The sequence below is a fragment of the Bdellovibrio sp. HCB-110 genome (assembly GCF_047323225.1).
GTDB lineage: Bacteria > Bdellovibrionota > Bdellovibrionia > Bdellovibrionales > Bdellovibrionaceae > Bdellovibrio.
In genome coordinates, this window is record NZ_CP178750.1 from 739114 (window position 1) to 764824 (window position 25711).

General features: G+C 45.5%; 25 protein-coding genes. 11 read left to right on the forward strand and 14 right to left on the reverse strand.

Translation table 11 applies throughout. The features are described from left to right. The first annotated feature begins 3 nt into the window (after nucleotides 1–3). A complete protein-coding gene (locus tag ACL934_RS03555) occupies nucleotides 4–1011 on the forward strand; it encodes a hypothetical protein (RefSeq protein WP_413613099.1) in 1008 nt (335 codons plus the stop codon). 56 nt (nucleotides 1012–1067) lie between these two features. Continuing rightward, nucleotides 1068–2051: a hypothetical protein gene (locus ACL934_RS03560; RefSeq protein ID WP_413613100.1), complete on the forward strand. Its 984-nt coding sequence runs from the start codon at nucleotides 1068–1070 to the stop codon at nucleotides 2049–2051. On the opposite strand, the gene ACL934_RS03565 is transcribed toward ACL934_RS03560, so the two are convergent. Further along, nucleotides 2041–2658 (reverse strand): NUDIX hydrolase, encoded by a 618-nt coding sequence (locus ACL934_RS03565; protein ID WP_413613101.1) that lies wholly within the window; start codon nucleotides 2656–2658, stop codon nucleotides 2041–2043. The two genes, ACL934_RS03560 and ACL934_RS03565, sit on opposite strands and share 11 nt — an antisense overlap. Before the next feature lie 121 nt (nucleotides 2659–2779). Here ACL934_RS03565 and ACL934_RS03570 point away from each other — a divergent pair, with 121 nt between their 5' ends. Continuing rightward, nucleotides 2780–3040: a PepSY domain-containing protein gene (locus tag ACL934_RS03570; protein ID WP_413613102.1), complete on the forward strand. Its 261-nt coding sequence runs from the start codon at nucleotides 2780–2782 to the stop codon at nucleotides 3038–3040. 23 nt (nucleotides 3041–3063) lie between these two features. Beyond that, nucleotides 3064–3591, forward strand: a complete 528-nt coding sequence (locus ACL934_RS03575) for a cytochrome b/b6 domain-containing protein (protein WP_413613103.1) — start codon at nucleotides 3064–3066, stop codon at nucleotides 3589–3591. Here the strand turns inward: ACL934_RS03575 and ACL934_RS03580 are convergent, their stop codons facing one another. The 3 genes from ACL934_RS03580 to ACL934_RS03590 all read right to left on the reverse strand — a co-directional run bounded on the left by ACL934_RS03580 (nucleotide 3592) and on the right by ACL934_RS03590 (nucleotide 6079). Continuing rightward, nucleotides 3592–4020: a hypothetical protein gene (locus ACL934_RS03580; RefSeq protein ID WP_413613104.1), complete on the reverse strand. Its 429-nt coding sequence runs from the start codon at nucleotides 4018–4020 to the stop codon at nucleotides 3592–3594. It lies immediately after the preceding gene. 105 nt (nucleotides 4021–4125) lie between these two features. Then, the gene (gene trhA / locus ACL934_RS03585; RefSeq protein ID WP_413613491.1) at nucleotides 4126–4743 is read right to left on the reverse strand and encodes a PAQR family membrane homeostasis protein TrhA; all 618 of its coding nucleotides are present in this window, start codon (nucleotides 4741–4743) and stop codon (nucleotides 4126–4128) included. Between the two features lie 136 nt (nucleotides 4744–4879). Beyond that, nucleotides 4880–6079, reverse strand: coding sequence for a TCR/Tet family MFS transporter (locus ACL934_RS03590; RefSeq protein WP_413613105.1), 1200 nt, complete (start codon nucleotides 6077–6079; stop codon nucleotides 4880–4882). A 123-nt stretch (nucleotides 6080–6202) separates the two neighbouring features. On the opposite strand from ACL934_RS03590, the gene ACL934_RS03595 reads away from it, so the two are divergent. Then, nucleotides 6203–6451 carry a hypothetical protein gene (locus tag ACL934_RS03595; protein WP_374077753.1) on the forward strand — a complete coding sequence of 83 codons (249 nt, stop codon included), beginning with the start codon at nucleotides 6203–6205 and terminating at the stop codon, nucleotides 6449–6451. 45 nt (nucleotides 6452–6496) lie between these two features. Here the strand turns inward: ACL934_RS03595 and infA are convergent, their stop codons facing one another. Then, nucleotides 6497–6718: a translation initiation factor IF-1 gene (gene infA, locus ACL934_RS03600; protein ID WP_374077756.1), complete on the reverse strand. Its 222-nt coding sequence runs from the start codon at nucleotides 6716–6718 to the stop codon at nucleotides 6497–6499. 26 nt (nucleotides 6719–6744) lie between these two features. After that, nucleotides 6745–7077: an RNA recognition motif domain-containing protein gene (locus tag ACL934_RS03605; protein ID WP_374077759.1), complete on the reverse strand. Its 333-nt coding sequence runs from the start codon at nucleotides 7075–7077 to the stop codon at nucleotides 6745–6747. 321 nt (nucleotides 7078–7398) lie between these two features. On the opposite strand from ACL934_RS03605, the gene ACL934_RS03610 reads away from it, so the two are divergent. After that, nucleotides 7399–8301, forward strand: coding sequence for a carboxymuconolactone decarboxylase family protein (locus ACL934_RS03610; protein WP_413613106.1), 903 nt, complete (start codon nucleotides 7399–7401; stop codon nucleotides 8299–8301). 3 nt (nucleotides 8302–8304) lie between these two features. Here ACL934_RS03610 and ACL934_RS03615 read toward each other — a convergent pair whose 3' ends face one another. From ACL934_RS03615 to ACL934_RS03625, 3 genes are all read right to left on the reverse strand, one after another. Further along, a complete protein-coding gene (locus ACL934_RS03615) occupies nucleotides 8305–8841 on the reverse strand; it encodes a TetR/AcrR family transcriptional regulator (protein WP_413613107.1) in 537 nt (178 codons plus the stop codon). Nucleotides 8842–9036: 195 nt separating this feature from the next. Beyond that, nucleotides 9037–10026: a serine aminopeptidase domain-containing protein gene (locus tag ACL934_RS03620; protein ID WP_413613108.1), complete on the reverse strand. Its 990-nt coding sequence runs from the start codon at nucleotides 10024–10026 to the stop codon at nucleotides 9037–9039. 62 nt (nucleotides 10027–10088) lie between these two features. After that, nucleotides 10089–11021 (reverse strand): GNAT family N-acetyltransferase, encoded by a 933-nt coding sequence (locus ACL934_RS03625; RefSeq protein WP_413613109.1) that lies wholly within the window; start codon nucleotides 11019–11021, stop codon nucleotides 10089–10091. Between the two features lie 58 nt (nucleotides 11022–11079). Between ACL934_RS03625 and ACL934_RS03630 the strand changes: the two genes are divergently transcribed. Continuing rightward, a complete protein-coding gene (locus ACL934_RS03630; protein WP_413613110.1) occupies nucleotides 11080–11646 on the forward strand; it encodes a HutD family protein in 567 nt (188 codons plus the stop codon). 83 nt (nucleotides 11647–11729) lie between these two features. Continuing rightward, entirely contained in the window at nucleotides 11730–13007 is a 1278-nt protein-coding gene (locus tag ACL934_RS03635; protein WP_413613111.1) for a trans-sulfuration enzyme family protein, read from the forward strand. A gap of 26 nt (nucleotides 13008–13033) precedes the next feature. Here the strand turns inward: ACL934_RS03635 and ACL934_RS03640 are convergent, their stop codons facing one another. Then, nucleotides 13034–14800 carry an SGNH/GDSL hydrolase family protein gene (locus tag ACL934_RS03640; RefSeq protein WP_413613112.1) on the reverse strand — a complete coding sequence of 589 codons (1767 nt, stop codon included), beginning with the start codon at nucleotides 14798–14800 and terminating at the stop codon, nucleotides 13034–13036. Continuing rightward, nucleotides 14797–16491, reverse strand: a complete 1695-nt coding sequence (locus ACL934_RS03645) for a hypothetical protein (protein ID WP_413613113.1) — start codon at nucleotides 16489–16491, stop codon at nucleotides 14797–14799. Before ACL934_RS03645 ends, ACL934_RS03640 begins: the two co-directional genes overlap by 4 nt. Nucleotides 16492–16692: 201 nt before the next feature. Here ACL934_RS03645 and ACL934_RS03650 point away from each other — a divergent pair, with 201 nt between their 5' ends. From ACL934_RS03650 to ACL934_RS03660, 3 genes are all read left to right on the forward strand, one after another. Next, entirely contained in the window at nucleotides 16693–17313 is a 621-nt protein-coding gene (locus ACL934_RS03650; protein ID WP_413613114.1) for a hypothetical protein, read from the forward strand. A gap of 95 nt (nucleotides 17314–17408) precedes the next feature. Continuing rightward, complete coding sequence (locus tag ACL934_RS03655; protein WP_413613115.1) at nucleotides 17409–18821, forward strand: hypothetical protein; 1413 nt, start codon at nucleotides 17409–17411, stop codon at nucleotides 18819–18821. Next, nucleotides 18811–20640, forward strand: a complete 1830-nt coding sequence (locus tag ACL934_RS03660) for a hypothetical protein (protein WP_413613116.1) — start codon at nucleotides 18811–18813, stop codon at nucleotides 20638–20640. Before ACL934_RS03655 ends, ACL934_RS03660 begins: the two co-directional genes overlap by 11 nt. On the opposite strand, the gene ACL934_RS03665 is transcribed toward ACL934_RS03660, so the two are convergent. From ACL934_RS03665 to ileS, 3 genes are read right to left on the reverse strand one after another with little or no spacing between them, the layout of a single operon-like run. Next, nucleotides 20637–21731: a DUF2914 domain-containing protein gene (locus ACL934_RS03665; protein WP_413613117.1), complete on the reverse strand. Its 1095-nt coding sequence runs from the start codon at nucleotides 21729–21731 to the stop codon at nucleotides 20637–20639. The two genes, ACL934_RS03660 and ACL934_RS03665, sit on opposite strands and share 4 nt — an antisense overlap. Continuing rightward, nucleotides 21728–22477, reverse strand: coding sequence for a tRNA (N6-threonylcarbamoyladenosine(37)-N6)-methyltransferase TrmO (gene tsaA / locus ACL934_RS03670; protein ID WP_413613118.1), 750 nt, complete (start codon nucleotides 22475–22477; stop codon nucleotides 21728–21730). The genes ACL934_RS03665 and tsaA overlap by 4 nt, the downstream gene beginning before the upstream one ends. Continuing rightward, a complete protein-coding gene (gene ileS, locus ACL934_RS03675) occupies nucleotides 22474–25650 on the reverse strand; it encodes an isoleucine--tRNA ligase (RefSeq protein WP_413613119.1) in 3177 nt (1058 codons plus the stop codon). Before ileS ends, tsaA begins: the two co-directional genes overlap by 4 nt. Between the last annotated feature and the right edge of the window lie 61 nt (nucleotides 25651–25711).

Below are 25711 nucleotides of genomic sequence, written 5' to 3' on the forward strand. Positions count from 1 at the left end.
ATCATGAAAGTACAAGTAACCACAGCCGTTCTAGCAGCATTGCTTTGCACGCAAACAGTAAAGGCCGAAAGCGCGCCTTGGCTTAAGATTGACGGGCAAGCTAATTTTGATATGACCGGCAGTTCTTCTGACGATTACGAAAGAACTCTGCGTGTGCAAGATGCCGAGATCAAATTCGAATTGTTGGTTCGTGAAGGTATCAAGCTCGTCGTAAAAACAGAGCTTGAGCAAAAGCTGAATAAAGCAACGATGGATGACAAGTTCGATATCGGTAAGTTCTTGGAAGAAGCTTACATCCAAATCGAGACAGACAAAATTTCCGGTTTGCCTCGCGCTGTGATCACGGCCGGTAAACACCAAATGGCATTCGGTCAAAACTACCATGAATTGCCAATGTTCAAAGACTCTCTTCTTTATAATCTTTCTAAGCAAGACGAAGTTATTGGTTTCACAGTCGAGCTTCCAATGAACTTCTTTAAGATCGTAGATTCTGTTGCGATCTCGATGTTTGAAGCAGGTGCAGGCGATCTTAAGATCTCTGATGAAAAAGGGGCTTCTATCAGACTTAGTAAAGAGTTGACGAGCCAGCTTTCTGCACAGATCTCTGGGATGATGAAAGAAAACCAAGGTACTGACGTCAAAGAAAAACGCGGCAGTGTGGGTTTCGTATTCAAATCTCAAGACGGATCTTGGAAAGTATGGGCAGAGGGTGTCGTGATTGTTGATAACCCTGTTTATACTGACACAACTGTCGGTGGACAAGTTGGTGGATCTTACAAAGTAGGTCCGGGCGCCATCGTGGTTGAATATCAATACTTGGATAAACAAGCGCATGAAGTGGCTGTAGCTTACAACCTTCCAGTGGGAAGATGGTTGGTGCTTAGCCCTGAAATCCGTCACCGTATGGATCGCACAGGCTCTGGCACTGACGACACTATCGTAGGTATCCGTGCACGTCTTCAAGCTCATCAAGAAGTACGTCACAACTTGCTCACTGGTAAGAAAAACTAAGACGGACCTTAAGGGCGCTTTTCGGAGGGGAAGCGCCCTTTTCTTTTGGGGGATTTATGAAAAAGTTTTTATTGGTAATCGCGATGATTTTAGTTTCTGAAGCGGCAAGTGCCCGCACATCAGCTTTACAAAGAATTCTTTTTGATTTGGGTTTTATCGAAGACCCTTATATTCAAATTTGCCCCGAAGACACAAAGATCGACTATAAAGCCACCGAAGCCGAACTGTGGGCGAGTGCACGCAAAGCTGAAGGTGGATACAATAAGTGCAAGCCTGCGGAATACTACAGAAGTCTTTTCGTCAATTATCCTAATAGCTATCGCGAGGCTTACCGTCGTTACGTTGAGACTTTTCTGAATGCCCAAGATTTTGTCATGGCGATGAATGAAGCCAATATGTACCTCGCAAACTGGAATGGTTTGAATGACTCTGAATACATTCACCTGCTTCTTTTGCGTGCCGTCGATGGAGAAATCAAACAATCATGGCGCGATAAAAACCGTCAGATGGAGTTTGTGGCTTTCAGTTTGGGAGCCTCTCTTGTACAAACAGAAGAATCTCCTTATCTTTTGAATCTTCAATATCGCGCCTTCTTGGATAAGTATCCACAGTCGCCTTGGAAGAACGAAGTCCTCGGGATGTTAAATGATTCTCGTCAGATGTATGGGAAGAATGTTTTGAATGATGCGCGTATGTTTATCTTAAAGCGCGATTACCCAACAGCTTTCCAGAAATACAATGTCATCTTAAAATGGGGACCTGCGGTCGGTGTGTTTGAAGAAGCCCTCTACGAGATGATTCAATATCACTTTGAACTCTCATGGATTCTGACCAATAAAACTCTTTTGAGTGATTTCAGTTTGAATATGTTTTTAAAAAGAGACTTTGCAACGGTGAGCACAGTGGAAGAACGTAAGGAACTTTCGGATCAGACTCGCAAACAGGCGCATAGCTACCTTGAGCAAATGAAAACAAATCTTCCTAACAGTCCATGGACAGCGAAAGCTTTGAAACTTGTCGACGCCTATCCTATTTTATAATTCCACGGAATCTTTCTAAAAGATTAAGAACCATCATGTAAGTGAGTCCCCAGAGAGGGGGCTCGCGATCCAGATACACCGCAGGCAATTGCGCCACACCCACTTCGCGCCGCACTTCATACTGTGTCTGTCTTTGCGGATCTTGAATGTGTTTAAGTGGCACCCAGAAAAAATCAGCAACCTCTGCCGCATCCAACATCACGCCAAATTCTCGTTTGATGTGAAAGACAAATGGGCGGATGTAAAAATCCAAAAGTGTTCCTGCTTTGCGGGCCTGAATATCATCGAGCCGTCCCAGAAGTTCGAAGGATTGCAGTTCGATACCGACTTCTTCTCGCGTCTCGCGAAGGGCGACGGCCAAATCTGTTTCATCAATCTCTTCTCTTTTTCCTCCCGGAAATGCGATCTGTCCTGACCAGCGATCATTGGGATTGAAGGCGCGCTGTATAAAGGCGATCTGCATATCATCCAGGGTTTGACCTTTTAAAATAATGGCGACACAGGCATGACGTGTCAGGCGCGTATGGAGCTCTACGGGGGACGGATTTTGTAATAAGGGGGAAAGCAGGTCTTTCAAGGCAAAATTCCTTCTTGGTATAGTATACATAAGTTTTTTGACGAGGTCTTGATTTTCATCTTGTTTTCACTGGCCCCCGGGGACAGTCTAGACTCTGGACAAGGTCCCTGGATTTAAGGAAAACAGGGGAACCACTTTTAGGAGGTTTATAATGAAAGCTCTTTTAGCTGTTTTCGTTCTTTTGGCAGGTTCAGTTTCTTTTGCAGGACCTGATTGCACTAAGGAAGCAAAAGACAAATGGATGTCAGAAGCCAAAATGAAAGAGATGATTTTGTCTCAAGGCTACAAAATCAAAATATTCAAAACTGCTGGCAACTGTTACGAAATCTATGGCTGGGATAAAGAAGGTAAAAAAGTTGAAATTTACTACAACCCAGTAGATGGCTCTGTTGTTAAAGAGAACAAAAAATAGTTCTCGCGAAAGGGGCCAGAAGAATGAAGGATGAAAAAAGAATCTACGTTTGGGATATCTTTGTTCGTATTTTTCATTGGGTTCTGGTCTCTTGTATTTTCCTGAATTACTTCATCACCGAAGAAGGTGAAAAGCCCCACGAGATCATTGGCTACGTCGCCGCCGCCTTTGTGGTGCTTCGTTTTTTCTGGGGATTCTTCGGCAGCTACTACGCGCGTTTCAGCACGTGGCTTGCGGGACCCGGAACTGTTTTCAGATATCTTCGTTACTTTAAAAAAAGACGCATCTACATGTCTCACAATCCTGTAGCGGGTTGGATGATGATCTTTCTTATGCTTTGTGTGATTGGCCTAGGCATCACGGGCTTCATGATGGGCACCGACAGATTCTTCGGTGAAGAGTGGGTTGAGAATCTTCATAACATCATCGCCAACGTGATGATGGCCGGAGTTGCCATTCACGTGATTGGTGCCCTTTACGAAAGCTACCACGAGAAACAGAATCTCGTGGCAGGCATGGTTCACGGTTATAAAAAAGATCTTACAAAGTAATTATCGGCAAGAACGTCTTGAAACGGTCTCTGAATTTTCGTTGCAGCTTACGATGCGGCAGTTGTCGTAACGATATTGGCAGCGATCCATGGCTTCGCGCTCTGTGTAGTAGCGGGATTCTCCGCGAGCTTCCATTGTCATTTTGTATCCGCGATAGTCTGTTCCTTCAGCTTGGCAAGTGAAGTATTTCGTTTCACATGTCTCGATACAGTTTCCGTGTTTTGCTAAACACTCGCGACAATCTCTGTGTCCGCCCCAGTGTTCTTCCCAGCCATCATCAGTGGCGCTACAGGTAACTTGCGGGCGACCACCACGACCTGGATCATAAGGACCAGGACGAGGACCTGGACGAATCCAATCCATAATTCCGGCAGCAAAAGTATTTACAGAAAAAAGTGTGATCAAAAGAACGGTGGTTAGTGATTTCATTTTATACCCTCCTATTTGGTAACAAGAGGGAACATTTCAAAGAGAATGCCAACGAAGACAGAGTCAAAATGACTCTGCCTCAAAAACTTTTTCAGCGCGCCGTGTTTAAACTAGATAAAGCAGAATGCAGAAGTACTGACAGATACTTCCACCCATCACAAACAAATGCCAAATGCCATGGAAGTGTCGGACTTTTTCATCATACAAAAAGAATCCAATGCCACCGGTGTAAAGCAGTCCGCCGAGGGCCAGCCACACAACTCCCGCAGTTGGCAGTGCTGCTGTGAGTGGTTTCATCGCGACAACAACCAGCCATCCCATCAAGACATAAATAATCATCGAAGGAATGCGCGTGCGATGAGCCATCGTCAGTTCATAGATGATACCAATCAAAGCAAGGGACCAATTAATTCCAAAAAGCCACCAACCCCAGGGGCCCCGCAACGTGATCAAAGTGAAAGGAGTGTAAGTTCCTGCAATCAAAAGATAGATCGCAATGTGATCCAACTTTTGCAGAACCTTTTTCGCACGACCCTGCATGCTGTGATACAAAGTTGAAATCGTGTAAAGTAGAACAAGCATGCCGCCATAAACACTGGTCGCAACAATTTTCCAAACATCGCCATGAATAGAGGCCAGAGTCACCATGACGGAAGTTCCTGCCACAGAGAGGGCAGCGCCAATCAGATGAGTAATGCTGTTAAAACGTTCTCCGTGATAGATAACGACCTCCCGTTTTCTTAGAGTAACACAAAGAGTTTTGAAAACGAGAGACCAGTCGTAGTATTTTGAAAAAATAAAGTTAGAGTGAAAGCTCATTGAAAAAAATGAGCTTTCAAAGGATTAAGACAATCTCGATTTAGGCCGTCTTGCGCTTAACAATGATGATCCATGAGATCAAACAAATCAAAGCGCCAAAATAATAAGGTGCTCCAGGAATATAAAGTCCCTGAGGATTTGCAGTGAAAACCGAAAAGAGCTTCGTTGCTACCAAAGGGTTGATGATGGCCGCAAGAGAACTAAGGCTTACTAAAGTTCCTTGCAACTCTCCTTGCTCTTGTGGCGGCGTATTATGAGTGATCAAAGACTGCAACGCCGGTGGAGAGACCCAGAACACGGCAGAGAATATCAAGATCGCATACATCATCCAACCTTGCGTAGCGGCGCCAAATAAAACAAAGGCTATGGCATAACCGAAAGCTCCATAGACAACAGCACGATGCTCACCCATCTTTGGAATCACAATGCGCGTGAGCCAACCTTGAGCGATGGCAGAAAGAAGTCCCACAACTGTCAGAGAAATTCCCACCTCTGCCGTCGTCCAACCGAAGCGAGTTTCTGTATACAAAGTCCAAATCGACGGATGAGTTTGTCCGGCCAATTGGAAAAAGAAATACACCAGAAGCAGACCAAGAATATGTTTGGCTTGGAAAATCTTTTTCAAAGAACTCAACGGATTTGTTTTTTTCAAATCGACTTTGCGACGCATTTCTTTTGGCAAAGACTCTGGCAAGATGAACAAACCAAAAAGGAAATTCAAAAGATTCATTCCCGCAGCGACAAGAAACGGATACTCCGGTCCCATGTGTCCTAGAAGTCCACCGATCGCGGGACCAATAATAAATCCAAGTCCGAAAGCAGCGCCAATCATTCCAAAGTTTGCAGAACGATTTTTGTCGTCACTGATGTCGGCGATGTATGCCATCGCAACTGTGATGTTGGCTCCCGTCAGACCTGAGATCACACGCCCGATAAACAGCAATTCAATCGTCGGAGCATAAACCATCAAAATATAATCAAGCCCTGCAATTAATAATGAAACCAAAAGAATGGATCTTCTGCCGAAACGATCTGACAAAGCACCCAAGAGTGGTGACGCTAAAAACTGCATTAAAGCGTAAAGCGCAATAAAGTAGCCAAAGTATTCAGACACCGAAGTTTCTGAGCTCACAAAGCGTCTCATGATGTCGGGGAGGGATGGGATCACAAGCCCGATTCCGATCATGTCCAAAGTCACTGTAATAAAAATAAAGAGCATGCCAGCTTTTGAATTCTTCATAAAATCGAGGCTAGAGGAACTTTAAAAAGAAGTCAGCTCAAGATTATTTTAAGGACGCGGAAAATTAACCGCCGGAGACTCGCCAAGACTCCTATAGATAGGAACTTTAACAGGAGGGCAAGGATGCGCTTCTTAATCGTTTTAATCAGTTTTTCAAGTTCGGTTTCGATGGCTGCAGTCAGTGACTTTAACGGATTGGTGAAGGAGGCGACCCAGCAGGAAAAAAGACTTCATCGTAAGCTCTTACAGGCAATTCAGGGCACGCAAGTCTCTGTCGCTTACAATGATCGTATTGAGCAAATTCAAGCCAAGGATGCCGCCCAAGGGGACACTCTGTCGGTGCGCTTGGTTCAAGCAGCAGAAAAACAATAAAAAAAGGGGATCTTATTCAGATCCCCTTTTCCATTAGACTGGATGCTAATTTTTGTGACGGTGGGTGATCAGGCCGTGGGTCGGATCGTAAGGAGAAACTCCTACAGATACTCGGTCACCAACAACGACTTTGATCTTAAACTTCTTCATCTTCCCGCACAGTCTTGCTGTGATCTCAGCGCCATTTTCCAAAATAATATGGTAGGTGCCGCCGCCAGAAAGATTCGAAATTTTCCCCTCGATGGTCACTAAATCGTCTTTAGCCATCGTAAGCCTCCTTTAAAGTGAGGGGCTTAGTAGCGAGGACGTCCGCCTCCGAAACCACCACGAGAGTTGTTTCTGTTGCCGCCGCCGAAGCCGCCACGGTTTTCACGTGGAGCCATTGGTTTAGCTTCAGAAACGTTCATTGCGCGGCCTTGTTGTTCCGTGCCGTTCAATTTAGCGATAGCATTTTGAGCTTCTTCATCAGAAGACATTTCAACAAATCCGAAACCTTTGCTGCGACCAGAATCACGATCAGTAACGATGCGTGCTGATTCAACTGTTCCGTATTCAGAGAAAAGTTCACCTAGAGACTGGTCGTCCATAGAGTAAGATAGATTTCCAACGTATAACTTTTTGCCCATGTATTCCTCCTTAGGATGGGGGTACTACTAAAGAGAAATGAGCCCTATGCTATTAACTCAAGAGAGACCGATATTGGAGCCCTCGTTGTAGCTTAAATAACAGGCGATAGAAAGCGAAAAGAGCTTATTGTAAATAAACTGTTTTAGGGTGATCTAATTGGTCCTCAGCTGCAATATATGCGAACTAGGCTAAGATCTGCCCGACTTTAAGGCATCTGACATCTTTATTGAAATGGCTGCTGACTCTCTGCAAATCCCCGGTAAAGAGCTTGAAAAGGTCCGTAAGGGGAATCGAAATACACCTTAAGAGAGAGGTGTTTTATGAAGACATGGATTGTTTTCCTGACCTTGAGCTTTTTGTGTTCTATCAGCTTTGCCGCGGATTCTGCAGAGCGAACTAAAATCATGACTGAAATGCGGGGCATGTTTGGGATCGTGCCGACCTTTATGAAAGAGTTTCCACCAGATGGTTTGCCGGGAGCGTGGGAGGAGTTTAAAGCCATTCAACTGAGTCCCGATACGGCTTTGGATTCCAAAACAAAAGAACTCATTGGGCTGGCCGTTTCGTCGCAAATCCCTTGTCGGTACTGTGTTTACTTTCATAAAAAAGCAGCCATCTTTAATCGTGCGAAAGATTCAGAAATGAAAATGGCCATTGCAGTTGCGGCGATGACTCGCAAGTGGAGTACCTACATGACGGGTTCACAACAGGACTTAGGAAAGTTCAAAAGTGAAATTGATAAAATGGTCGCTCATCTGAAAAATCAGAAACAGGAAGCGACAATGGAGTCGGCGAAGTTGAGTGATGCGGCTTCTGCCTACAAGGACATGGCAAGCAACTTGGGGCATACGCCAGAGTTTACAAAAAGTTACGCGGAAAACGGGATTGCGGGAGCGTGGACTGAGTATAGGGATTTACAGATGAATCCAAAGACGGTACTTCCGGGGAAAGCTAAAGATCTGATCAGCCTCGCCGTTTCCTCTCAGATTCCTTGTGACTACTGTGTGTATGCCGATACGGAGTTTGCAAAGCTTAACGGTGCCTCCATGCAAGAAATCAAAGAGACGATTGCTCTTGCGGGGATTGTTCGTCACTGGAGTACGTTCTTAAATGGTCTGCGCCAAGACGAAAAGGCTTTTGAAAAAGAAGTGGATCAAATTTTCCGTCATCTTGAGAGAAATAAAAATCTGGCCCCGAAAAAAGTTTCCTTTATGGAGAACTGATATTTAGGCGGCTTTCTCTTCAAGGCGTCGCAGATAGCTCTGCAGATTCCTCAGCGCCTTGTCGGTATTGCCGCCAGCCAGAACGTAAAGATCTAAGCCCATGGCATAGATAAATACATCCTCCGCGAACTTCTTCAATCGGGAGGGGAGAAGTTCGCGGAGGGAATCGATAATACGTTCACTTTCTTTAATGCTTTGGGACTTGCGGGGATTCTGCAAAGTCGAAATCAAACTGAGTCTGCGATCGTCCCGGTTTGAGTTCTGCAGTGAAGATTCCCACACATGACAGACAAGGCTCTTCCAGTTTTTATGGGGAGGGGCACTGGCGAGATCCTTGTGCAGGCGTGTTTCCAAAGTTTTTTTACATTCATTAATCAAATTTTCTTTTGTGCCAAAGTGATGAACGAGCATCCGTGTGGAAGTGTTGAGTTGGCGCGCGATCTCGTTCAAAGACAAATCCCAACCGCCATGTTTGCGGAACACCTTTAAAATCGACTTAAGAATTTCTTCTCTGCGACCGAGGTCCTTGGGTCTGGCCATGTCATCTCCATTAATGTACTAATTAGTTCATAAATTATTTATGAAAGCAAGTTTTTTGACAGAAAATTTGCATGACAGTTCAGGAATCTCCCGCGAGGAATTTCCTTTTTGATGTGCGAAGAATTGTTTTGATGGGGGACGGGTGGTCCCACCTCACGAATTGGCGATAGCAGAGGCCCTTAATGAATTGATTTCTTAAGGACGAGTTGCGAAAACGGAATCAAAAAACTGCACAGTTTTTTCGTACATGTCGTTGGCGACTTCAGGAATCTCATTGTCGATCTCATGAAGGGCGCCAGTGTAGGCGACCACTTGAAAGTGGGGTGCTTTCTTTTTTAAAGTTTTCTGAGTCGCGGCGCGATCGACATAGGTGTCTTCAAGGCCCGATAAGAAAACCAGGCCAGGAATTTTTTTGGAGATCTCCCAGCCCTGCGAGAACTCAGATGAAAGCAGCAAGTTTGTCGCAAAGAGTGGAACGACCGCCGGGGAAACCGGTTTGATGGGATCAATATGGGGATTATGGCTTTTCTCAAATTTATTTCGAGTCAAAGTTCTTTCAGAAATAACTTGATCCAATGTGAACATCAACTTCGGTGATGTTGCAGCTTCGCCGACAAATTTTTTAGGATGAATTCCCGGAGCAATAAGAACCACGGCCTCAGCCCATTCTTCGTTTGCTAAGCCATAAGTTGCAAGTCCACCTGTAGACCAGCCCATAACCATCTTTTTACTTTGTGAACAGTCGCGCCCAAAGACTTCATCGCGACGATCCGAATATCTTTGCCACACAAACTTCGCTTGGGCGGAAATTTGTAGAGACGGAGAAACCGGAGACAAGATGCGCGTGTTGTTCATTGAGCCTTTCGAACCACCTTGTCCCATGTAGTCAAAGAAAACGACACGATATCCAGCCAGGCTGAGTTTGTTGAACAAGGCACTGTGATTGGCAACCGAATCAGCGAGGCCTTCCAAATACAAAACGCAACCTTTAAACTGTGCGCCTTCACTTTCAAGATAATAGCCGGTTCGCAAATAGACACTGTCGACAAAGGATTCATTGATTCGATAAAAAGTTTCCTCAAAGAACCAAGCAGAGCGCGACATCTCAGACTGAGGTTGTCTTTTTAAGAAAGAAGAACATCCAGCTACTAGAACGCACCAAAGAAGGATATTTATTTGTTTCATATGATAACTGTACTACGTTGCCGTCCTAAACTAATCAAAAATAAGTTGGACGGCCCAATGGTCTATGTTTGTGGTACGTTTTCGTTGGTAATTCCGTAGACAACCATATCCACCCAACGTCCATCTTTATTAAAATCCATTTTAAGATAACCCTCTTGGGTCATTCCGGCTTTTTGCATGACTTTTCCTGAAGCCGGATTGTGGGCCATATGGCGAGAAGTGATTTTGCGAAGCTGAAGTCTTTTGAAAGCAAAATCAATGACAGCGGTAGCTGCTTCAGAACAGTAGCCGCGATTCCAAAATTCTTCACCGACCCAATAGCCGATTTCAGCACGTTGATGCTTTTGAGAAATTCCAAGACTGATGCAACCAACAAGAGTTCCTGTGTCTTTCAACGTCATAGCCCAGTCCACGGCCAAACCTTTGCAAAAACGATCGGCGTGGGTTGAAATCCAACTTTCCGCCATGCCATCGAGATAAGGATGGGGGATGAGAGCCGTCATTTCTGCTACTTTGCTACTGCCTGCCATACGTTGAACGTCCTTCGCATCTGAAAGAGCAAAAGGGCGAAGTGCAAGTCTGGAGGTTTCAAGGTGCGGAATTGGGTTTTCTGAGTTGTGTTTGTAGATAACTTCATCAGCTCCAGAGTTGGAGCGAATGACGAGCACGCGGACTTCATGATTTGTTTTATTTTCCAAATGATGCGGGAGTGGATCTTTGGGTTGAAGGCCGACAAAGTCCCCTGGAGAAAGATCATAAGACTTTTCTCCGTGATGCAAAGTAGGGTTGCCTTCAAGAATCAAAAACATCTCTTCTTCGTGACTGTGTGAATGAGGTGACGAAGCTCTGCGACCCGGCGGAATGATTTCGTGAGAAGTAAAAAACTGTGTGAAATCTATCAGCTCGCTTAATACCGAAGAGTGCGAAAGCTTCTCTCCCGTTCTTTTAATTTCCAGTTCGCGATGTTCTAGAGAATTTAAATTTAAGATTTTCATTTCTAAACTCCAAAAAGAATTCTTCCAACAAGCGTTTCGTTTGGCTATAAGAATGCATATGGATACGAAATTAATTAAAAGCACCGATTACCAAATCATGCCATGGAAAAACGGTTTAGGCTCAACGGCCCAGATCGATATCTTTCCGCCGGGTGCGGCGTTTCCTGGCGAAGAATTTCTGTGGCGAGTGAGTTCGGCGACAGTGAAAACTTCGTCCCCTTTTTCAAATTTTCCGGGGTGTGACCGTTGGCTCGTTGTTTGGAAGGGAGAGGGTCTTTTTTTAAATGACCAGAAACTTTCTCCGATAAAACCTTTGGCTTTTTCCGGAGAAACTCCCATCGAAAGTCGTTTGGTGAAAGGGGAGGTTCTTGATCTTGGCATCATTTACCGTCGGGATCGGATCTCTGCTGAATTAACAGTTCAGGAAATCAAAGCAGGGAAGTCCTTGAAAGTACTTCTGGAATCCGGGACTCATTATCTTTTTGCTGCGACAGGAGAGTTTTCCGCTCTTGAACAAAGTGTGGGAACTGGCGACACGCTTAAGATTCAAGGTGGAGGGGAGTTGGAACTCTCATCAGTTTCTGGAGCGCAGTATTTTTTCATAAGTGTGCGCGACAAAGCTTAAAGATACGTCGCGGCATTGGCTCTTTCCTTTCCTCTCCTTAGAATATGTGCTCTATTTCCCTCATCGAAAAAGTGAGGGATTCCATGAAAAAGACGCCGAAAAAATCGACGAAGTCACCACGTACGCAAGCTATTCACGGTGAGTTCTTATCGCAATCTTGGGAGTTCTCTCACCACTTGATTCCGCCGATGACGGCTTCGACGACGTTCCGTTTGGATTCTCTGGAGCGTGGTGCGGAAGGCTTTAGCACTTTTGGCGCGCAAAGAACCGACAAGCCTATTTGGATTTATGATCGCTTGGAAGAACCCACTACGAAAATGTTGGAAGACCAATTGGCTCTTTTAGAAAAAGGGGAGTGCGCTGTTACTTTCGGAAGTGGTATGGGCGCGATTGCTTCCACATTGATGTCTTTGCTCAAAGCTGGAGACAAAGTTGTCGCCCATAAAACTTTGTACGGATGTACTTACAGTCTTTTGACGAACTGGTTGCCTCGTTTGCAAATTAAAAACTCTTTGATCGATGTAAACGATTTTAAAGTTTTAGAAAAAGAATTGGCGGATCCCGCGACACGCGTTGTTTATTTTGAATCGGTTTCAAATCCGATTCTTGAAATTGCTGATCTTGAAAAAATCGCCTCCCTTGTGAAAGTCGCCAATAAAAAGCGCGATAAAGAAAGTCAAATCTACACTGTTGTCGATAATACTTTTGCCACTCCCTGGGCTTTGCGTCCGATGGAGTGGGGTATTGATTTCGTGATTCAAAGTTTAACGAAGAATATTTCAGGCTTTGGAACAGAAATGGGTGGAGCGGTTATTGCTCCGAAATCCCATGAAAGTATCTTACGCGTGGCTCGTAAGGATTTCGGTGCGATTATTCATCCGTATTCGGCTTGGCATATCTTGGTTTATGGTATTTCCACGCAGGCAATTCGTTTTGAACAACAACAAAATACAGCTCTTAAAATTTCGCAGTTCCTTGAAAAACATCCGAAGGTTCAAAGTGTCACGTACCCAGGCTTGAAGAGTCATCCACAATTCAAATTAGCTAAGAAATATTTGAAATCTCCAGAGGACAATTTTGCTCCAGGCACAATGATTTCATTCCAACTTAAAGGCGACATGAAAAAGTGTCAGAAGTTTGTTGATGATATTGCAAAACATTCTTACTCAATCACTTTGGCAGTGAGTTTGGGACTGACGAAAACTCTGATCGAAGTTCCAGGCTTCATGACTCACTCGGCGATCCCGTCAGAAAAACGCGGCGAGAGCGGTATCGACCCTCGCGCAATTCGTTTAAGTATCGGTTTGGAAAACGCCCAGGACATCATCAATGATCTTGATGAGGCCCTTAAGAGAGTTTAGCAAGAGCTTGCGTTCGTAAATTTGAATTAAAATAGAAGTTGTACCAAAGCGGTCAACCAAACGTCAGCCATCTTGGCGTAGCCTTGACGATTCGGATGGGCCTGATCGGCGCAAAAATCCGGTGAGTTGACGGCATTAGAGAGTGCGCTGTTCATGTCCACGCTATAGACGGCGCGACCGAGTGATTGCTTCTGGGCGACGATAAGCCCGATCGAGTTGTTATAGTCTGCGACGTAAGCATTATAGTTTTGATACAATGGCATCGGAACGATTTTCGCCACAAGGATTTTGGCATTTGGTGCATCCGTATGGAGTTGATCTAAAAGTGCGCTCAAGCGCCCAGGGATGTTTTGTAGATCATAGTTTTGAAAAAAATCATTTGTTCCTATATGCAATAGAATCACGTCAGGTTTGGTGTTGCGCACCCATCCGTATTGCTGAACTCCGGTCATGATGTCATTGATCTTCCATCCGGAGTGTCCTTCATTCGCTTTCTGAGGTAAATCCGAGGGGCCGGCCTCAAAGCTTCCGACGAAATTGACGTTAAAACCTCGGTTGGCGAGATGATGATAGAGGAAATATCTATATCCTCCGTTGGCGCCATTCATCGCGGCGGCACTGGTGTCCTCATAACCTAATGTGATGGAATCCCCAAGTGTGAGGATCTTGTGAGGACGTCCGAGCTGGACATTCCCAGACAAAGTGGCCGATGAGGGATTGAGAATAACACCGACGATAGTATCTGCGGAGTGATCAAGGCCTGCTTGAGCGCGGCCGGAGTTCGCCGATTGGTTTACGGCAGCCGCGAGATGGATTCGATGTGAACCCGCCGAAAGAGAAAGCGACGCCGCCGGATAAAGAGCGATATGTGTTTCTCCTCCGGAAACAGGCCAGCCGCTGGTACTAGCATTTTGATAGCCACCGTTTAAGCCGATGGCTGCGACCGCCGTCTCGTACTGACTTCCGCAACGATTGGTGGTTGTAGGCATGGAAGCTTCCATCTGGCCATAGATAAGAGCTGTCTTCGCTTCACTGAGGGTCATATTTGTTGAAACGACATCTTGGGTGTTGGTCGTCAGCGCAAAGGGAGTTTCAACACCTGAGAGCGCCCGCACGTCACGGAAGTAGCTCGCAGTCATAAGACTTGATCCTGGACAGTTAGGATCTTCCACCCACACTTCGAGTTGCGCTCCAGGTTGAATGATGAGGGAACCGTGGGTGCAATTGAGAGTCGTATACTGACGGAGCTGCATGCGCACGGATTTGGAATTTGCATTGAGTAAACCGTAGGACAGAATCTGCTGCGATTGGAGTGATTGACCAGGACAAATTGTTTGTCCCGCACCGCCGCCAATTCTTTGCGGGAATGAAGTGTCACCTGTGGAAGCAAAGCCTGACCACGAGTGCGAACCAGCGAGTGGATCACCTGCAGGTGCGAAGTTGAAAATGTTGAAAGAAGCGCGTGCGAAGGCGCGACCCTCCGCTGGAACCTGGACATCGAAGAGGACGACGTCACTGCTGCCACTGGAACATTGAAGTGGAATGGCATTTGTTTGCGTGTAAATGAATTTTTTCAAACCTCCGCACGTCTTACTGTTCACGGGAGTTGACGAACCACCATCCGGTGTCGTGCTGTTTCCGGGCGTTTTATCGGGATTGGATGTCTCGCCTGTCGCTATAGCAGGATCAAGAGTGTGCAGACCGCCGCAGTTCTGAAAGGGCAGCAACGCAATCAAAATTAAAATGAGGACTGAGAACCGCTTGAAAGGATGTGGAATGCTCAGGTTCTTCATTCGTACTCCTGCTCAAGTGTTTTTTTGCTGGAGTCGATCATGTAGAACGATTTAGTTTTTCCCAGAACTCGGACCGCTGACATCAACGCATTCTCTGAACTAGAAACCGAATCTCGCTTCGGACTTTGCACCAGAAGAGGTAATCGGTCCTTATACTCTTTCAGAATCACGAGTTCTTTGGCCTGATTGAAATGCCCCACGTACGTGGTGAACTGCGGGAAGTAATAACCGGGAACATCCGGCTGAGAAGGAAGCTTAGTCGGAGAAAAAAGAATTTCGTCTGCGCCGTCCCCATCAATATCGATCACGTCCCACACGACGTAGTGCTTTAAAAGATAAAGATCTTCGGTTACACCCGGCTGGGAGATATGCATATTCCAATAGCCATTTTCATAGACATTATAGATCAAGTGCGATGGACCGGATGCGCTTTTTAAAATAGGATTCGATGGATAAAGAACCCGGCCTAGGTAATTCGAAGCGCCGGTGCCTCCGTTATGGACGTATGAGTAAAAGCGAGATCCTATCAATTGACCACTGCTGGTATCGATCATCGTGAAATGACGGTTGATCCCGCAATACGGATCATAACTTATATTTCCATTCAGTAAATCTTGGTAAAGCGAATACACAGAACAACCTGAGATCAGGCTGACCCGCGACGAAAAAGGATCTTTGGCCACGAGACCGTAATTGCGACCGGATCCTTCCGTGTGACCGGATGGTTGGAAAGGAACATCGAAGCTAAGTTGGGAGGATGAATATTCAGTTAAATGGAAACTTGCGTAGCGTCCACTGGTGAAATAACCGAACTGTCCTTGAGAGAAAAGACCATTGAAGGCATGAGCATTCGTCCAATGTTTGACGGTTCCTGCAGGGTCGACAGTTTGCGCCTGATCATATGCCGCGAAGGCGGAGGTGGAGGGGTAGGTTTGTGAGTGAGCTTTGACCTGTCCCTGCGAATCGCGCAGAAAAATCCAGGATTGGGTTGCGTAATAGGGTGCGACCGCGAATGCGCCGTCTTTTTGACTCGCAATCGAACTCACCGGTGTCCATTGCGGAAGTAAAGTCGGTCCCGCTGAAGGTGAGGACCAGCAGAAATCAGGTAAAGGAGAACCAATGCTGTAAAGAACACTGCCATCCAGTCCGTTCAGAAGATGCAACCATGTGTATGGGGCAGATGTTGTTGTTGCGATATCTCCGTTATTATCATAACAAGAAACGGAGGTTAAAGTATCTATGCGTTCACTGACAAAAGCATCTGCGATGCCATCCTTGTTCCAATCAAGACTCGGAACGACGCCGAGATTTTTCCGACTTACAGTCCAGATGTTTTTGCCAGAGGTATCATAGGCAAAGACCTTCTGACCGTCGGAAGAATAAAAAATTCCACGAGTCCGTCCTTGCTCATCCTTGCCGAAAGCTGGGACCACGACCTGGCCTGCCGCTGGCAAGATAAATCCTGATCTGTCGACACTGTTCGATGCCACGAAAAAGGGTGGTTGAGTTAAAGAAGGAGTGAGAGGTGATGCAGAGTCATTTCCACGTTCGGTATTTCCTGTCTGGTCTGTTGTTACAGCAGGATCAAGAGTGTGCAGGCCGCCGCAGTTCTGAAATGGCAGCAACGCAATTAGAATTAAAATGAGCAGCGTGAACCGCTTGAAAGGGTGTGGAACGCGCAAGTCCTTCATATAGAATATATCGGCGTATTTAGAGGTCCTCTTGATAAGATGCCAGAGAATATGGTTTCTCCAAGCGGACACCGGAATAGCAAAATGAGGCACTGACTAGATCTTATACACCCCTCTGCCGGCCAGTCCCTTTTAATTGGCTATCATCCGGCTTCTTGCTTGCACCTAAATTTCCAATAAGTCATTTATTTGGGAGTGTATATGAAACGCCTTATCGTTGCTTTGATGGTGGCAGCCTCTGCTAGTGCACAAGCGATGACGGATATTCAAGCCGTCCCTCTCAATCTTGCTAGTGAATTCAAAGGTGAAGTCGTTACGTTTAAAAGTAATCTCGGCGTAAACGCCGTGGGATTTGGTGCCGTTGATATTTCTCTTGTAGCCAGTGATAGAAACAGCGACTTAGAGCAGTACCTTATTAAAGGTCCGATGATCAATAATCCCTATTTAAAAACTTTTATGTCAGAAGCGGGGGCTCGTCAGCGTTTGTTCTTTGGCGTTGAGGAGGATCAAAATGCCGATGCCGTTGCCGCAGGTGTTGCAGATGCTGTTTGCAAGCACATGAGTCCTTCGAAAAACTTCGCGGTGATTGACTTTAAAATGACTAAAGTGGATGTCGAAAAAGAAGCGAAAAGCAAAGCCGCTTTTTCTGGGAATACTTACTGGAATAATATTTTCTTTACCTTCGAAGCCAAAGAGGCCTTAAGACAAGGTCACTCTGCAAAGATGACCTTCGTTGAAAAAACGCTTGAACTAAAACTCTTTAAAGAGATCAAAAGCGAAGCGATCTTTAGCCTTACGCATATTACTTGCGGACGAAAGTAATCTGAAACACTACCTTTCTTAAGCTCTCCTCAGCGGCTTGACAGCTATCCAGGAGCCTATTCTACAATGACTCTTTCCCTAGAGGAGAGTCTATCATGTTTCTGGAGCTTGTCTTCATAGCACATTTAAGCATGGCCGCCGATGTGAATAAAAAAAGTGTCGCTGAGGTCATTCCTGTTACGATGGCGAACTTGCGAGGTCACAACAATCTTTATAAAGAGGGATGGTTTTTAGTAACTTCGAGTGAGAAAGCTCTTTCTTATGCAAAGGAAAACGGAATTGAAAATGCGGGTTCAGCGTTGACTCGTTTACAAGTTTCTTTGAAGCAGAGAAATGAATCGCGCCAAGAAAATATAAGCCAATTTAAAACTGACTTGGAAGCTGCCGATCTTAAAGCAGAAGAAAAAGGTCGGGCCCGTTCAGAAAATATCAGAGCTCAGACGGATAACATAAAAGATGAGTTAAATACCAAGGCCTCAGTGAATGCTTCTAAAGCGTGGCAGGAATTTATTTATGGAAACATTTCTCTTGTCAAAAGAACGGCTGACGACCGTCAAGAGTTAGTGAGTCTTCCTGGAAAGTATTTTACGAATTTAAAATCTGACTATGGAAACCTTCAAAGCCTCAGTCGAGATATCACTCGCAAGCAAGCACCCCAAGTCGAAAGTGCGTGGTCTCAGGGATTTAAGAAGGCTGCTGAGGAATTCGATAAGGAATATCAAGAGTCCGGAACGCGTTCAAACACCCTTGTCGCTTTGGGAGATATTTCTTGGGGATATCTGAAGTCTATTTATCATGCGGTTTTTGCGCCAGCAGGAAAATCCACGGTGAGAGGAATTCATCTGGGCGAAGAGTATATTGTAAAGACGGCAGTCCTAGTTGGCGGCGAAACTCTTAGCATTGTGGGGAGAACTGTTGAGACTGTCGGGCTCTCCGTTTTTTATACTGGTAAGATGGGATATAAAGTTCTTTCTCCCACACTCGAATCTGGTTTGTTGATAAGTCTCGCCTCTGCACAAAAGCTTTCTGCTTCCGTTGTTAAAGGTGGAGGTGAAGGACTTCGTCTTTTAAATCAGGTGGCAGTTAATGTTGTGGAGCCAGCAGGTTCAACAGTCGGTACGGTGGCGAATGCGGCCATAGAAAGTGCCAAGTACAGTGGACTTGTAACTTATGACGTATTGGCTACTTCGGCGGAAGTTTCAATTCTTGAGCTAAAATCAGGAGTGGTTTTGGGCTACAATGCTCTCACGGCATTGCCAACTCACGTAGTTTTGGGAGCAGCAAATACAGTTTTCTTCTTAGCTTGGGATGGACCTCGTCTGGTGATTGCAAAAGCTAGCGGAAATCTTATTCAAGGTGACGAGCTGTCTAGTTCAACGAATCTTCCGGTGGGTACTGTCGTAGATCTTGAGAAGCTAAAAAAACAAGAAGGTGTTCAAGTCGAAGTCATTGAGGCGTCCCCTGAACAGGTCGAAAAAGTTTTAAAGGAGTTGCCTCGTGATTTGTAAGTATATCTCTTTTGCAGTGGCGGCAGTTCTGTTAACGTCGTGTTCGACCACTTCCAAATCTGAGCATCCTCTCAAGAACTCTTCGAAGCTTATTAAGGAAGGACATCTTAATTTATATCATAATGGCGCCTTTCAGGTTCCGAGTACGGAAATCAAACTTATTCCTCCGGGACCTAGTGCAGTTGATGTCGCCGGAGAGTTTGTTGGTCTTCGTGCGCATCAATCGTTTTTGCTTTCTTTGCAGAATGCGCAAAGTGCCGTCTATCTAATCTCCGATGGGACCAAGAAATCTTACGAAATTAGCAAGGATGTTTATGGAGTTGGAGAAAAGCTAGCGGCGGTTATCACAAAGACGAGTCGTCCTGGCTCTAAAACTCTTATCCTAAAATCTGCAGGAGATGCTTACGGAATTAGCGGGGCGAGTTTTCAGTTTTCAAAAACTGTCAAAAAAGGCATGCAAGAGTACTCAGTCGAACTCAATGATTGGTCTCAGCAGTCTGGTAAAAATATAGACGTGGCCTCCGCTGATGCGGCGAAGTCCCTGAATGAAAAAGGTGTGCAGTTTGCTAAGGAAACACATGACAAATCCGTCGTACGAAGTGCTGGACACTGGCAAGAAGGAAAGAATAAGTTTGTAAAAGGTTACATCGAACTTCCGGACAAATGGGAGCAGTACCCTTCGGGTAAGAGTCCGGATCAGTATTTCTCTGAGATGAAGGAGGATTTTTCGGAGAACGAAAAATGGCAGAGCAAACATTCTCAAGAAATGCAAACTTTGGTAAAATCATCTGGGCAGAATTACTTTTCAAATATCGGAAATTCTTTAGAGAATGCTCAGAGTGAATTTTCCGAATCTATAGAAACAGAAGGAATCAGTCTCGCCACATTGAAAGCGAGTCGTTGGGTTCTTCAAGCACTTTTTTATGATGCTGTCGTTGCGCCTCTTTCAAAAGTCACATACGGCTCTTTGGGATATATTTTTGTAAATGGCGTTGCATATCCAGTATTGCTCGCTAAAGACGGTACAGTCGCAGTAACAAAAACAGCGGTGCAATTTACATGGGATGGAGCACGCATGACAGGTGCTGTTGTAGCGCCAACTCTTGAAGCAGGTTTAGCGGGTGTTATTGCGGGAGCAGACTTGATCGGTTCTGAAGTTCTTGCGGGATCTTCGTATGTGGGAAGTAAAGTAGGATCGGCCTTGGTAAAAGGTGGAGGCAAAGTTGCCGCAGTGACTGTTCAAGGCGGTGGATATGTCGGTTCCAAGGGACTTTATTATATTGGTGTTCCTATTGCGATGACGGGCGTGACTGTTGGGGGCACGGCCGTTGGAGCTGTTTATGGTGCGGGGGAAGCTGCCGCAGGAGCTGCGCTTTATATTGGCGGAGAAGCGGCTCAAGTAGCATCTCATGTGGTGAGTGCAACTTCTGCGGGCGTTATTTTAGTCGGCGGAACGGTGGGCTCTACGGCTGTCGGAGGGGGACTTGCTGTGTATGAAATGGGAAAGTCCATCGTTGTTCCGACAGGTTATACAGTCGGAGCAGGAGTGGTGCTTGGCTACAGTTCGATGACCCATCTTGCAGCTCATTCAGTTCTTGCAGTTTCCGATGCGGCCTATCTTGTTCTTTCAATGGAAGGTCCGCGCTGGGTGATCTATGCAGTCAAAGGCAACACGGGGAAAGGCGAGAATTTACAGCCGGGTGCTATTTTAGATTTAGAACAAATGCGTAAGAATGGTGAAGAGTTGCATTATGTTCCAGCTTCACAAGAAGAAATTAAAAAAGTTATCGAGTCTTTGCCTAAGGACAATAAGCTTTAGAAAGTCTCTTTATAAAAAACTCGGTCTGGCGTGATGTCGGTGACTTTTGTGACCGTGAAGTAAATGCGACCGATCTCGCGCCCATCCGTTGTTTCTACACTGATACGCCATTCGCCTTCAGAATAATTTTGTTTGGAGGCAAATCCGCGATAGCCATTTTTTCTTCCACCCGTAATATTCATTGGGATGCGATCCGTTGTCTGCCAGCCAGCTCTGGGATCTTTATAATACCAGTGAAGGATCACGGAGTCGCTAAAGCGAGCCGGAGAAAAAATCTGGGCAAAGAAATAAATCTTATCGTCGGGCTCCGCTCTAAAATCCTGATCACCGGTATGCCAAAACTTCCACGCAGGTTTTTCAGAAGAGACGATATAATTTCCCTCTGACTTTTCAATCATATGATAAATGCCCATATTCTGAATCGAAAGCGGCACGGGCGGAATCCAACCGATAAAATAAAACACAAAGAACAAAGCAAGGACCGTAGCGCCAGGTGCGACAAGACTGCGTTGAAGTAATTTGACGTCTTGAATCTTTCTACGTAACAACGCGAAGACGCCGTAAAGAGTAAAGCCTGTTAGCGCAATTGAAAGCAGAAACGGAACAATACCAACGAACCCAAGAATAACGGGCACAAGCATCGAGAAAAACGAGAAGACGCAGATCACGTAAAGACCGATCTTAATATTGATCTCGCTTTGCTGAACACGTTTTAGCTCGTTGGCGACCATAAGCCCCATCAATAACAAAATGAAGATGAGGGACGACCAGAGCGAAGCACTTTTTAAGAAGAATAATGAGTACAAGCTCAGAAGACTTCCCAAAAGGAAGTGCACGATCAACTGACGGTAGTTCCAGACTCTCTCAAGGCGTTTTGGAATTTGAAAAAGTCCGTGAGTGCCTAAGAAATCAAAATAAAGAATCGCGCCCAGAGTTAAAAGATAAACAACTTGCTGGGCGACACCCAAAAGATCATCCACATCCGACAAGGTGAGAACGTCAAAAAAGAAACCGCCGAGGAAAAAGGCGATATCCATCTTTGCTTCATTGGCTTCATAAAACTTAAGCAGGCGAGTTTTGATTTCGTTCATGATTTATTGTACCCCAAGGCATAGACCAGGAAATGCCCTTCGCGGATTTCATACTTTACATCGTTGCCAATGACATCAAATCCATAGCGAGTGCCCCAGGTTTCTTGCTCTATGACAGGCAACTGGCGTTTTTGAAATGCAGGGCGTGGATCTAGCTCTAAAATATCAATAATTAGCGCCCGTAAATTCTTTTCGCCATGAGGATCTCTTTTAAGAATTTCGGCTTCTGCGTCGTCTGTGAACTTCACAGGATAACGGGGAATATCTCCAGAGGCCCATCCCGCATTCGCTTCAGGAATGGAGTCTGCGTAAGGAATATAAGGCTTAATATCTAAAACCGGCGTGCCATCAATCAAGTCGACGCCACCCACATAAATTTCCGGACCGCCTTCGGCTTCAAGATCAATTTTTTCAATAGAAACTGCGGAAATACCAATGGGATTCGGTCGGTGAGGAGAGCGAGAAGCTAAAACTCCCACTTTGCGATTTCCACCTAAGCGGGGAGGACGGATGCTGGGCTTCCAGTTTTTTCCGCCGTGTTCATGAAATACGAATACAATCCACAAGTGGCTGAATTCTTCTAAACTTTTAAGAGCTGTTTTCAGATCAGGATCGGGGTGAATTTTAATCACCCCTTTGGCTTGAGCCGCAAGGCCCGGTTGGCGAGGAACTCCGAACTTGTCTTTGAACGGAGTCCTGACAAAACCTATGGACGAAAATGCGAAATCTTCCCCGAGCTTTTTCACGAGCGAGGCAGAGCGGTTACACCGACTTTAATAACTTCGCCGTCAATATCGGAAGCTTCTGTGTGGGTGCCTTTGGGGTCCACTGCCACGTCTGAAACTTTCAAATTCACTGTTAAAGTTTCTGCAACGATCATGTCTTTGTGAGCCGCTAAAGCTTCACGCAGAGTCGCTGTACAAGCGATCTCAAGCGTGATCTTGTCATCAAGTTTAAAGTCCGCTGATTTACGAGCCACTTGGACCTTGCGCATGATCTCGCGAGCCAAACCTTCACGTTCTTGCTCTGGAGTCACGGTTGGATCCACCTCGATAGAAACGATCTGGTGAACAGACAAGTTCGCGTTATCGCCTTTAGGGGCGCGACGGATTTCAACGTCAGACAACTGGATGTCTTCGCCCTCAACTTGGATCGTTTCACCGTTTTCAAGTTTCAAGATCGCAGCTAAATCCAATTTTTGAATCGCGCCGCCCACAGCTTTCATTTTAGGCCCAAGACGTTTACCCAATACAGGGAAGTTCGCTTTCGCAGTCACTTGCACGTATTGGTCTTCGTGAGAATCATACGTCACTTTACGGAAGTTCAATTCATCAATGAAGAACGGCTCAAACATCTTAAGCGTTTTTAGAAGCTCCGGGTTTCTGTGGATGATCTTGATTTCATTCAATGGGATTTTCGCTTTCACGGCGATCTTCTCGCGGTGATTACGTCCCAATGTCACAAGTGTATCCATCGCTTTTACAGCTTCTTCCAATTCAGGGCGAAGCATAGAAAGATCTTCTTTCGGGAAGCTTTCCAAGTGAACGGAGTCTTTTTTGTTCGGAAGAACTTGCGCCAAGTTTTTATATGTCACTTCGGACATAAACGGAGCAAAAGGAGCCATCAAACGGGACAACGTCACAAGAACTTCATGCAAAGTCTCGTAAGCGTAACGTTTTGTCTCGGGCATGCCGTCTTGCCAGAACAAAGAACGATTGAAGCGGATGTAGGTGTTCGTCAAATCTTCGATGAATTGAAGCAAATGAGGAACCACGTTGTACAAGCGGTAAGCATCCATCTCTTTATGTGTGTTTGCGATCAAACCATTCAAACGAGAAAGAACCCATTGGTCCAAGATGTTTGGAGATTTTTTTGCATCACCTTTTGGTACAAAGCCATCAATGTTCGCGTAGTTTGCAAAGAATGAATAAGAATTCCACCATCTGAGTAAGATTTTACGAACGATATCGTAAACGCCTTTTTCAGAGAACTTCAATTCTTGCGCTTTCACCACTGGAGAATCGATCAAGTACAAGCGAAGAGCGTCCGCGCCGTGCTGATTTAAAACTTCCATGGGGTCCGGATAGTTCTTCAAGCTCTTCGACATCTTGCGACCGTCTTCAGCCAAGACAAGACCATTCACAACAACGTTTTTAAACGGTGCTTGATTGAACAAAGCCGTTCCGATGATCGAAAGTGTATAGAACCAACCGCGCGTTTGATCCAAACCTTCGGCGATAAAATCAGCAGGGAAGGCCTTCTTGAAATCTTCTACTGAAGTTTCAGGATATCCCCATTGAGCGTAAGGCATAGATCCAGACTCAAACCAGCAGTCCAAAACGCCATCAACACGTTTGAGTGGTGATTTGCCGGTTGGCGAAGGGATTGTGATCTTATCAACAAACTCGATATGAAGATCGTCGACTTTTTGACCAGACAATTTCTCAAGCTCTGCGCGAGAGCCAACGCAAATCACTTCACCTTCAGAGTTTCTCCAGATTGGCAGTGGAGTCCCCCAGAAACGGTTGCGAGAGATCGCCCAATCACGGGCGCCTTCAAGCCAGTTTCCGAAACGACCATCGCGAAGATGATCCGGAACCCATGTCGTGTTTTGGTTGTTGGCGATCAACTGTTCTTTGATTTTTTCAACGGCCACGAACCAAGAAGAAACCGCACGATAGATCAGCGGAGTGTCCGAACGATAGCAGAACGGATAACTATGTTGGATCGTATCTTGTTTGAAAAGATTTCCGCGTTTTTTCAAATCCGCGATGATATCTTTGTCGGCATCTTTCACGCGTTTTCCTGCATAGTCCGGCACTTCGCTTGTGAACATACCATCGTCATCGACAGGATTTACAATCGGGATGCCCGCTTTGGCACAGGCATAGTAATCTTCCTCACCGAAGGCAGGAGCCATGTGAACAACGCCCGTACCGCTGTCAGTAGTAACGTGATCAGAAGAGATAATGCGGAAAGCACCTTTATCAGCGCGATCGCCGAAGTAAGGGAAAAGAGGTTCGTAAGTCAAATCGACTAGCTCTTTTCCTTTCATCATTTGCAGAACTTCCACTTCTTCATCTGGTTTTTTAAACACAGAAGGAAGCAAAGCTTGCGCAAGAATCAATTTGCGACCCGTCGCTTTTTCCTGAACTTTGACGTAGTCGATATCAAGGCCCACAGCCAAAGCTAAATTCGAAGGAAGAGTCCAAGGAGTTGTCGTCCAAGCAAGCACAGAGGTGTCTGGTTGATTGATCAACTTAAACATGACTGTGATCGCAGGATCTTGAACCATTTTATAATTTTGGTTCGCTTCAAAGTTAGAAAGAGACGTCGAGATCCCTACAGAGTAAGGAACAACTTTGTAACCTTCATAGATCAGACCTTTTTTGAAAAGCTCTTGGAACACCCACCACACGGACTGCATGAAAGACACGTCCATTGTGAAGTATGGATTTTCCATATCCACCCAACGACCTACCCGGCGAACAGTGGTTTTCCACTCTGTCGAATAACGTTTCACGATGGAACGGCAAGCATCGTTGTAGTTAGCAACGCCCATTTTGAAAACGTCTTTGCGGCTTTCGATTTTATGAGTCTTGTTGATTTCATACTCTACCGGAAGACCATGGCAGTCCCAACCAAAACGGCGAGGCACAGTGTAGCCCTTCATTGTCCAATAACGAGGAACAACGTCCTTCAAAACTCCGGCAAGCAAGTGACCGTAGTGAGGAAGACCTGTTGCAAACGGAGGCCCGTCATAAAAGCTGTAAGTTTTTTTGCCCTTTGGATCGAGTGATTGTGCAAAAATTTTCTCTTGATCCCAGAAATCTAAAATCGTCTCTTCTTGCTTTGCAAGTTGGACATCAGGTTTTACGGGATTGTAGGGGTTTGAACGGGTGTTGTTTGCATTTGTCATAGGTCCCCAATATCTATCAGGTTTTCCCTAGACATGCATCCTTTTCAGGCCCTCTGTAGAG